At 72.5% G+C, this 9,002-nt stretch carries 6 protein-coding genes and 1 pseudogene; 2 read left to right on the top strand and 5 right to left on the bottom strand.

Annotated elements, in window-relative coordinates:
- From F9B16_RS46260 to F9B16_RS46245, 4 genes are all read right to left on the bottom strand, one after another.
- The coding region (locus F9B16_RS46260) for an MMPL family transporter (protein WP_151546634.1) at positions 1 to 2,445 on the bottom strand (2,445 nt) is incomplete at its 3' end.
- A gap of 99 nt (positions 2,446 to 2,544) precedes the next feature.
- A complete protein-coding gene (locus tag F9B16_RS46255) occupies positions 2,545 to 4,341 on the bottom strand; it encodes a fatty acyl-AMP ligase (protein ID WP_151546633.1) in 1,797 nt (598 codons plus the stop codon).
- A gap of 255 nt (positions 4,342 to 4,596) precedes the next feature.
- Positions 4,597 to 4,845 (bottom strand): TFIIB-type zinc ribbon-containing protein, encoded by a 249-nt coding sequence (locus F9B16_RS46250; RefSeq protein WP_151546632.1) that lies wholly within the window; start codon positions 4,843 to 4,845, stop codon positions 4,597 to 4,599.
- A 168-nt stretch (positions 4,846 to 5,013) separates the two neighbouring features.
- The gene (locus F9B16_RS46245; protein WP_151546631.1) at positions 5,014 to 7,011 is read right to left on the bottom strand and encodes a hypothetical protein; all 1,998 of its coding nucleotides are present in this window, start codon (positions 7,009 to 7,011) and stop codon (positions 5,014 to 5,016) included.
- Between the two features lie 175 nt (positions 7,012 to 7,186).
- On the opposite strand from F9B16_RS46245, the gene F9B16_RS46240 reads away from it, so the two are divergent.
- A complete protein-coding gene (locus F9B16_RS46240) occupies positions 7,187 to 7,930 on the top strand; it encodes an IclR family transcriptional regulator (RefSeq protein WP_225992544.1) in 744 nt (247 codons plus the stop codon).
- 64 nt (positions 7,931 to 7,994) lie between these two features.
- Here the strand turns inward: F9B16_RS46240 and F9B16_RS46235 are convergent, their stop codons facing one another.
- The gene (locus tag F9B16_RS46235; RefSeq protein ID WP_151546629.1) at positions 7,995 to 8,357 is read right to left on the bottom strand and encodes a YkvA family protein; all 363 of its coding nucleotides are present in this window, start codon (positions 8,355 to 8,357) and stop codon (positions 7,995 to 7,997) included.
- Positions 8,358 to 8,722: 365 nt separating this feature from the next.
- Between F9B16_RS46235 and F9B16_RS46230 the strand changes: the two are divergent.
- Positions 8,723 to 9,002: pseudogene (locus F9B16_RS46230) on the top strand (hypothetical protein); the annotation flags it as partial.

Genomic DNA, 9,002 nt, shown 5'->3' with positions numbered 1-9,002 from the left:
AGGCGCAGGCCGCGGCGCGGCGGCAGGCGGCGCCGCGGCGGGCGCAGGGGGTGCTGGTGGCACCTCGGAGGTGCCCTGCTCCCAGTGCATCCGGTACGGGAACGGCTGCGCCTCCGGCAGGGGCGGCGGCACCGCGACGGTCGCCGCGCCCGCGGCGGCCACGCTGTGCTCGCGCAGGTCCATCTTGGCGTGCAGGAACGCGAGCGGCCCGGGCAGCCACCAGTTCGCCCTGCCCATGAACCGCATGGTCGCGGGGACGAGCAGGGACCGGACGAGCGCCGCGTCCACGACCACGGCGACGAACATGCCGACGCCGATCAGCTTCACGACGGTGATGCCGGCCATGCTGAACGCGCCGATGACGACGAGGAACAGCAGTGCGGCGCTGGTGATGATGCCGCCGGTGTGCTGCATGCCGCGGGCGACGGCGGCGCGGTTGTCGTGGGTGCGGTCCCATTCCTCGCGGATGCGGCTGAGCAGGAAGACCTCGTAGTCCATCGACAGGCCGAACACGACGGCGAGGATGAGGATCATGCTGGTGGCCTCGACGCCGCCGGTCGGGGTGAAGTTCAGGACGCCGGCGAGGTGCCCGTACTGGAAGCCCCAGACGATCGCGCCGAACGACGCGCCGATCGACAGCACGTTCATGACGATGGCCTTCAGCGGCAGCACGACGGAGCCGAAGAACATGAACAGCAGGAGGAACGTGGCGAGCCCGACGGCGATCGCCATCTTCGGCAGGCTGCGCATCAGGCTGGACATCAGGTCCATCTGCGCGGCCGTGCTGCCCCCGACGTCGATGTGCATCGGGTAGCCGTCCTTGACGAGGCTCATGCCCCGGACCCGTTTGACGAGGTCCTGGGCGTGCTCGTCCATCGGTTCGTACTTGTGCGTCACGGAGATGCGGACGCCGCCGTACGCGCCGGAGTAGCCGGTGAACTTCGCCTCGGTGACGCCGGGGAGCGCGGCGAGCTTCTTGCGGAAGTCCTCCAGGTAGGGCGGGATGTTGTCGCCCGACTTGGACGGTTTCCAGTCGCGCGGGATGAGGTCGCCGGAGATGACGACGTCGATGGGTTCGGCGGTGCCGTTCGGGAAGTCGGCCTTGACGTTCTCGACGACGGCGCGGGTCGGGCTGTCCTTCGGCAGGACGCGGGCGTCGATGCTGCCGAACTGGACGTGCAGGAACGGCCCGAACATGACGCCGAGGATCACCAGCACCACCGCGAAGTACGGCAGCGGGTGCTTCATGACGCTGTGGCCGAGCCGGTACCAGAAGCCGCTGTCGTGGTCGCGCTGCGCGCGCTTGGAGGTGGGGCGCCGCCACGGCATCCGGCCGCCCTCGACGCGCGGACCGAGGATCGCGAGGAGCGTCGGGAGCAGGACGGTCGCGCCGAACACGGCGACCATGACGGTGGCGATGCCGGCGAGGCCGATCGTCCGCAGGAACATCTGCGGGAACAGCAGCAGGCCCGCGAGCGCGGCGGACACCGTCACGCCGGAGACCATGATCGTGCGGCCGGCGGTCGCGAGGGTCGCGGCGAGGGCGTCCTCGCGGAGCGGCCGCATCGCCTCCCGGTGCGCCTTCTTCGCCGCCTTCCGCGCCTGTTTCTCCCTTTCCCGTTTCCACGGTTTCCCTGGCGGGACTCCTTGCGCGGCCATGCCGCGCTGCAGTTCCTCACGGAACCGGCTGATGATGAACAGCGAGTAGTCGATCGCGAGGCCGACGCCCATCATCGTGACGACCTCGAGCGCGAACGACGTCACGTCCGCGGCGTAGGTGACGACGTGCAGGACGGCGAGGCCGCCGATCATCGAGAACACCGCGACGAACAGCGGCAGCGACGCGGCGACGACCGCGCCGAACAGCAGGATCAGCAGGACCAGCAGCGGCAGCGCGGTGATCGTCTCCGCGCGGACGATGTCGGCGGTGACCTGCTCGCCGAACTCCTGCCCGAGCGGGACGGCCCCGCCGAACCGGACGGTCAGCCCCGGCGCCTTCAGCCGCTCCTTGATGTCCTGGTAGTTCTTCAGCTTGGTCGGGTCGTCGCCCTTCAGCTTCAGCGCGACGAACGTCTCGTGCTTGTCGCGGGACGCGAACGACACCGCGTCCTTCTCGTCCAGCGCCCAGTAGGAGATGATCTCCTCGACGCGGTCCTTCGGCAGCCGCGCGACGGTGGTGACGACGTCCGCCTCGTAGCGGGGGTCGTCCACCGTCATCGTGTCGCTCTTGTAGAGGACGAGGACGTCGGGGTTCGTGCTGCCGAAGTAGGTGGCGCCGAGCCGCGCGACGAGCGTCGAGGACGCGTTCGGGTCCTCGAAGCCGCCCGCCTTGAACTTCGCGAACACGCCGAGGCCCCAGGCGCCGGCCACGCCGGTCAGCAGCAGGATGCAGACGAGGCTGACCCACCGCCGCCGGTGGATGAGACGCCCCAGCCCCGAGAGCATGGTCCTCCTGTGTCGTCGCGGCCGCGGGACGCGGCGCCCCGCGGCCCCTGTCGAGCCGATGCCGTACGGCGGCCTCGCCCCGTGCGTGCGAGGCCGAGACTACTTGCGGGACGCGAGCCGCGCCGCCGTGGTCGGCAGCGCGCCGTCCAGGTACCGCTGCCGCGTCGCCGCGCGGGCGATCTTGCCGCTGGACGTGCGGGACACCCCGCCCGGCTCGACGAGCAGGAACGCGTGGACGCTCATCTCGTGCTCGACGTTCACGGCGCCGCGCACCGCCGACTCGACCTCGTCCAGGTCCAGCCGGCCGAGCGGCACCCGCCGGTTCCGCTCGGCGACCACGACGAGCCGCTCGGTCTCCTCGCCGGGCAGCGCGAACGCGGCGACGTGGTCGGGCCGCACCGCCGGGTGCGCCTCCTGCGTGGTGACCTCGATGTCCTGCGGGTAGTGGTTGCGGCCGTCGACGATGATCAGGTCCTTGATGCGGCCGGTGACGTACAGCTCGCCCTCGTGGATCACGCCGTAGTCGCCGGTCTTCATCCACGGACCGGCGGGCAGGGCGCCCGGCTCGGCGAGCTCGCCGCCGAAGGTGTCCTGGCTGCGCTCGGAGTTGCGCCAGTACCCGGCGGCGGTGTTCGGCCCGTGCACCCAGATCTCGCCGACGTGCCCGTCGGGCTGCTCGGTGCGCGCGTCCGGGTCGACGATCGCGACGATCTGCCCGGACGGCCGCCCGCACGACACCAGCGTGCTGGCCCGCTCCGCGTCCGCGGCGCACAGCCGCACCTCGCCCTGCGTGAGGACGTCCCGGTCCACCGAGATGATCTTCGGGGGGACGTCCTCGGCGGCGGCGGTGACGAACACCGTCGCCTCCGCCAGCCCGTACCCGGGGGCCTGCGCACCCGGGCGCAGCCCCGCCGGCGCGAGCGACTCCGCGAACGTCGACAGCGTCGACGTCCGGATCGGCTCCGCGCCGTTGAGGCACGTCGTCAGCCCGGACAGGTCCAGGCCCTCCAGCTTCTCCGGCGACGCCATCGACGCGACGTACTCGTACGCGAAGTTCGGGCCCGCCGTGTACACGTTCTTACCCGGCCGGTCCGCGATCAGCTGGAGCCAGCGCATCGGGTTCATGATGAACGACACCGGGTCGGTGTAGATCGCGTGGTCGCCGCGCACCAGCGGCAGCGCCATCGTCGCGATCAGGCCCATGTCGTGGAACAGCGGCAGCCAGCTCACGAGCTCCGGGTCCGGCTTCTCCGGCGCCCACCCGGACCACAGCTGCGCCGCGTTCGCCGTCACGTTCCCGTGCGTGATCTCGACGCCCGCGGGACGGCGCGTCGACCCCGACGTGTACTGCAGGTACGCCAGGTCGTCGAACCCGATCGGCTCGTCCTCCCAGGAGCCGGCGAGCCCGAGGTCGACCTCCTCGGCGAACAGGATCTCCTTCGGCTGCGGGACGTCGTGGTCGGCGAGGAACTTCTCCACGTGCGGCAGCGCGTTCCGGGTCGTGACGATGACCGCGGGCTCGCTGTCGGTGTACGCGCCGATCAGCCGGTCGGCGTGCCCGGGCAGGTCCGGCGAGAACAGCGGCACCGCGATGACGTGCGCGTACATCGCGCCGAGCATCGTCATCATGTACTCGAGCGTCTGCGGCAGCAGCAGCGCGGCCCGCTCGCCGGGCCCGGTCACCTGGCGCAGCGCGGTCGCCGTCGCGCGGGCGCGCCGGTCGGTCTCGGCCCAGCTCAGCGTGATGTGCTTGCCGGCCGGGTCCAGCGAGTAGTCGACGAAGGTGAAGGCCGGGGCGTCCGGCTTCTCCCTCGCCCACCGCGCGACCCGCTCGATCAGCGGGGTGCGGCCGGAGCCGCCGGGCAGCAGTTCGGGAAGCAGCGAGCCCAATGCCATTGATCAATCTCCCGAGGGGACGGGCCGGGCGGGCCATCGTGGGGGGTGGGCGCCGTCGGCGATGCGTGCAGTCGGCCGGACGACTGTGTCTGGCGCCCCCCGGCAACCGGCGATGATCGTGAAGCTACCCGATGGTAGGCAGCAGGCGATATTAGCTGCGCGCCACATTCGCCGCGGCCGGGTTTGTCACCGCCGTGACAAGAGGAATTGCCTTTTCACGCCTGGGCGCAGGCGTCGTTACCGACCGTGTGCGGACTAGTGGTCCGCCGCGAAGATCTGCTGCATGATGCCACGCCGGTGCCGCCCCTGGTAGAGGGTGTCGGGGTTCTCCGCCTCGGGGAGTTCGGCCAGGTAGCGGCTCTCCGCGTCGATCAGCTGCTCCAGTTCGCCGCGGTCGAGGAACACGCCCTTGCAGCCCGGGCATTCCTCGATGACCACGCCGTGCCGTTCGTGGGTGTCGAGCGCGGACGCGCACTTCGGACACCGCATCGTCGCTTCTGACATACCGGATCCCCTGTCCGTGACCGCAGCTTTACTGTCAGCGGGTCAGCTTAGTGACAGGAGCCCCTATTTGGCACCGGGGCAGGACATCCACCGTCGAATCGCACGCGCGCCCGCGCCGCCTCACCCGTTCCGTCGCCGTACCGCGCACGGCGGGTTGCGGTCGGGCCGTCAGATGTAGGCGCCGCCCCGTGCGGCCGCCTCCGCCCTCGCCTCGGCCGCGCGGGTCTCCGCACGGTAGAGCGCGATGCGGCGCCGCCACAGGCCGAAGCAGGCAGCGCCCCACAGCAGGCCGATCTCCGCGACGATCGCGACGCCGAGCACCACGGCCCAGTCGGTCCCGTTGCCCTGCTCCATCCCGACCGGCGACACCAGCGTCATCCGGCTGTCGCCGCGGTCGGTGCCGTCGCTCGTCGTCCCCGCCATCGCCTGGCTGTTCGGCACGGGCATCTGCCCCGGCGCGTTCAGCGGCGGCAGCGGGACTCCCTGTTGGCCGGGGGTCGGCACGACGGGCAGTTTGGGCACCTGGTCCTCCTTCACGTGCCCTCCCCCGGCGGTGCCGCCGTAGCCGGCACCGCCGTCCGTCCCCGCCCACTCGCCGGCCGGGTAGTCGTCCTCCGTCGACGGGACGCTGCCCGACGAGGCACCGCCGTGATGCTTGTGCTTGCCGCTCCCGGCGGAAGCGCCGTCGTCCCACGGCAGACCCATCTCGGACGGCACGCCATCGTCGTACGACCAGGTGTGATGGCTGGGCGCGCCGCTTCCACCGGCCGCACTGTTCGGCCCGCCGCCGTGGATGGTGATGGTGTGCTGGGTCGGCGCGGTGTCGTGCTTCGGCGCGGCGTGGTGGCTCGTTGAGTTCTGGGGCGCGGTGCCCTGGCCGGTCTGCGCGCTGTGATGCGCAGGCGCTCCGCTGTGCGGCTGCGCAGCCGCCGGCCCGGTACCGGTGCCGCTCGCATGGGGCTTGCTGTGCTGCGGCTTCCCGGCCATCGACGGCTGGCCGGGCGCGAGCGGCTGGCCGTGGGTCGGTGGCCGACCGTGGTGGGACGGCTGGCCGTTGTAGGACGGCTGGCCGTGGTGGTACGGCTTTCCGTGCGCGCACGGCTGACCGTCTGTGGACGGCTTGCCATGCGCAGGCTGCTGCCCGTGCGCCGACGGCTTTCCATGCGAGGACGACTGACCGTAGGCGGACGGCTGGCCGCTGGCGGCCGGCTTCCCGTGGGCGGACGGCTTCCCATGTGCGGATGGTTGGCCGTGCGTCACCGGCTGGCCGTGCGCGGACGGCTGACCGTGGGCCGGTGAGCCGCCTTGGGCGGGTTGGGGGGCGGTGTTCGGTGGTTGGGCGTGGGCGGGGGGTTGGCCGTTGGTGGGCGGGTGTGGCGGGCGGACGGGGTGCGCCGGCTGGCCTTGCTGCTGGAGCTGGCCGTCCTGCGGGGGCTGGTTCTGGGCGGCGGCCGTCGGCGGGGTCTTGTGGCAGGGCGAGGCCGGGGCGGTGTCCTGGGGGCGGCCGGTCTGGCACTGGGAGGTGCCTTGCGGAGCGGCGGTGGTGCCGGCGGGGGCGGCGTCCTGGCAGGGCTTGGCGGGGACGGGTGCGTCGGCGGTGCAGTGCGCGTCTCCTTCGTTGGGGGCGGTCTGGGGCTGGGCGGGCGGCGCGTCGGCCGCGGCGGGCCCGCCGTCGCCGGACGACAGGTCGAGGACGGCGCGGGACGTGCGGGGGTCGGCGTTGTCGGCGGCGACGACGGTGAGGATGGCCGGCGGGGTCTCGGGCGGCCGTTCCACGGCGGCGGCGGGGAGGGAGACGGTGGCGGTCCGCGTCACGGTCGCGCCGCCCACGTCGCCGAGGTCGCAGCGCAGTTCGTGGCCGGAGTCCAGCCGGGCGCAGCCCGGCGGACGGTCCGCCCAGGTCAGCGGGTCGGCGGCGAGGAGGCGCAGGACGGCGTGGTGCGCGACGCCGCCCTCGGCGCGGACGCGGACGGTGTGGCCGAGCGCGTAGCCGGGCGCGCCGACGGCGCCGGCGGACGTCGAGGTCTCGGCGAGGAGCCGGACGGCGCCGGGGTTGGCGTTCGCGGACGCCCCGGTGAGCATCATCGGCGGGACGACGAGCGCGCCGCCCGCCATGATCGCGCCGACGCGCGCCCTGCTGCGTGTCCTGCTGCCACCGGTTCGCACGGGGTCCCCTCTCGCGGATCCACTTCTCTATTGCCGCCGGGGGGCCACTGGTTCATTGCGGTGTGTAGTCATTTATTGCCAGAGCGTCGCCATGCGTAACCCGATCCGCCCCCTCTTTCGCGTAGTGAAATCAGATCTCCGTAGAATCGGGGGATCGCGACGAGAGGAGGCGCGGGTGGCGGAGGCCGTACGGTCGCTGGAGCGCGCGTTCGAGCTGCTGGAGCATCTGGCGGACGCGGGCGGCGAGATGGCGCTGTCGGAGCTGACCGAGGTGTCCGGGCTGCCGATGCCGACCATCTACCGGCTCATGCGGACGCTGGTGAACCACGGGTACGTGCGGCAGGAGCCGTCGAAGCGGTACGCGCTGGGCCCGCGGCTCATCCGGCTGGGCGAGGGGGCGAACCGGCTGCTGGGGACGTGGGCGCGTCCCGTCCTGGCGCGGCTGGTCGACGACGTGGGCGAGACCGCGAACATGGCCGTGCTGGAGGGCGACGAGGCCGTGTACGTGGCGCAGGTGCCGTCGAAGCACTCGATGCGGATGTTCACCGAGGTGGGGCGGCGCGTGCAGCCGCACTGCACCGGCGTGGGCAAGGCGCTGCTGTCACAGCTGCCGGACGAGCGGGTCCGCGAGATCCTGGGCCGGACGGGGATGCCGGCGCACACGCCGAAGACGTTCACCGACCAGGACGCGCTGCTGGCCGAGCTGCGCCGGATCCGCGAGCAGGGCTTCGCGCTGGACGACGAGGAGCAGGAGCTCGGCGTCCGGTGCGTCGCGGTGCCGCTGCAGGGAGCGCCCGCGCTGACGGCGCTGTCGGTGTCGGGTCCGTCCGGCCGGATGACGCATGAGGCGGTCGCCGACGTGGTCCCCATCGTGCGGGACGCGGCGGACCGTTTCGCCAAGGAACTGGGCGGCGCCTGACGTCCCGCCGGCAACGCCTGACGTCCCGCCGGACGGCGCCCGACGGCGCGCCGCGGCCGGGCGGTCAGTCGATCGGCTCGCCCACGATGACGGTCGGGCGCCCGCTGCGCTCCCACATCACGAAGTCGCCGGCGGACTTGACGAGCACCGCCGCGAGCCACAGCGCGAGCCCGGTGTCGTCGGCGATGCCGGCGATCGGGATGACGTCCGGGATCGCGTCGATCGGGGAGATGATGTACACGAGGCCGAGCGCGAGCAGGCCGAGCGTCCCGAAGGACATCCCCTTGTACTGGCCGCGGAGGACCGACTTCAGCATCCGCGGCACCGCGCGGAACCGCTCCCAGAAGCCGGGAACGTCGGGCTGGAGGGTCTCGCTGTAGATCTGCCAGGCCTGCCCGGCGGCGGCCGTCCTGCGCTTCCTGTCCACAGGTGCTCCTCGGTCAGGGGTTCGTGAGGGCGCGCCCCCGCAGCGCCCACGTTCCTCTATGACGTGACCGATGCCGGTTTTGTTCCCCCCGGACGGCCATGAGGCCCGGATCACAAGCGGCGCGCCGCCGCGCTCGCCGTAACGATCGTCAGGATGATCGGGGACGGGCCGCCGGGACGGTGCCCGCACGGGCCCGATGGGGTTACCGGAAGTGAGTTCTTCGTCACTCTCGCGGGCAACGTGCGGTGATTCCGGCGCATTCTCCGGCGCCCGCTGCCAGCATGAGAGGTCCCGAGGGAGGAGCGCCGCCTCCCCGAGGCACGACCGGCACCGCCCGTCGAGCACCGCAGGAGCTGATCCACGACATGAGCGGCGACCATACGAACAGACCCGTCCACGGGACGGTGGCGGGCGCCGCCTACGTGGCGCTGCCGCCCACCGCGGTCGACGCGACCGCGTCCGGGCCGACCCGGCTGCTGATCGCCTGGCCCGGCTTCGACCCGCCGCGCACCGCGGCGGCGCTCGCGGCGGCGATCCCGATGACGGGCGTGCCGGTGTGGCGCGTCTACCTCGACCTGCCCGGCCGGTCGCCGGGCGGGCTCGGCTCGGGCGCGATCCTGGAGACCGAGGCGATCGAGGCCTACG

It is taken from the genome of Actinomadura montaniterrae (genome assembly GCF_008923365.1).
Taxonomy (GTDB): Bacteria; Actinomycetota; Actinomycetes; order Streptosporangiales; family Streptosporangiaceae; genus Spirillospora; species Spirillospora montaniterrae.
Note: the sequence above shows the minus strand (reverse complement) of the source record. Positions and strands in the feature narration are given on the sequence as shown.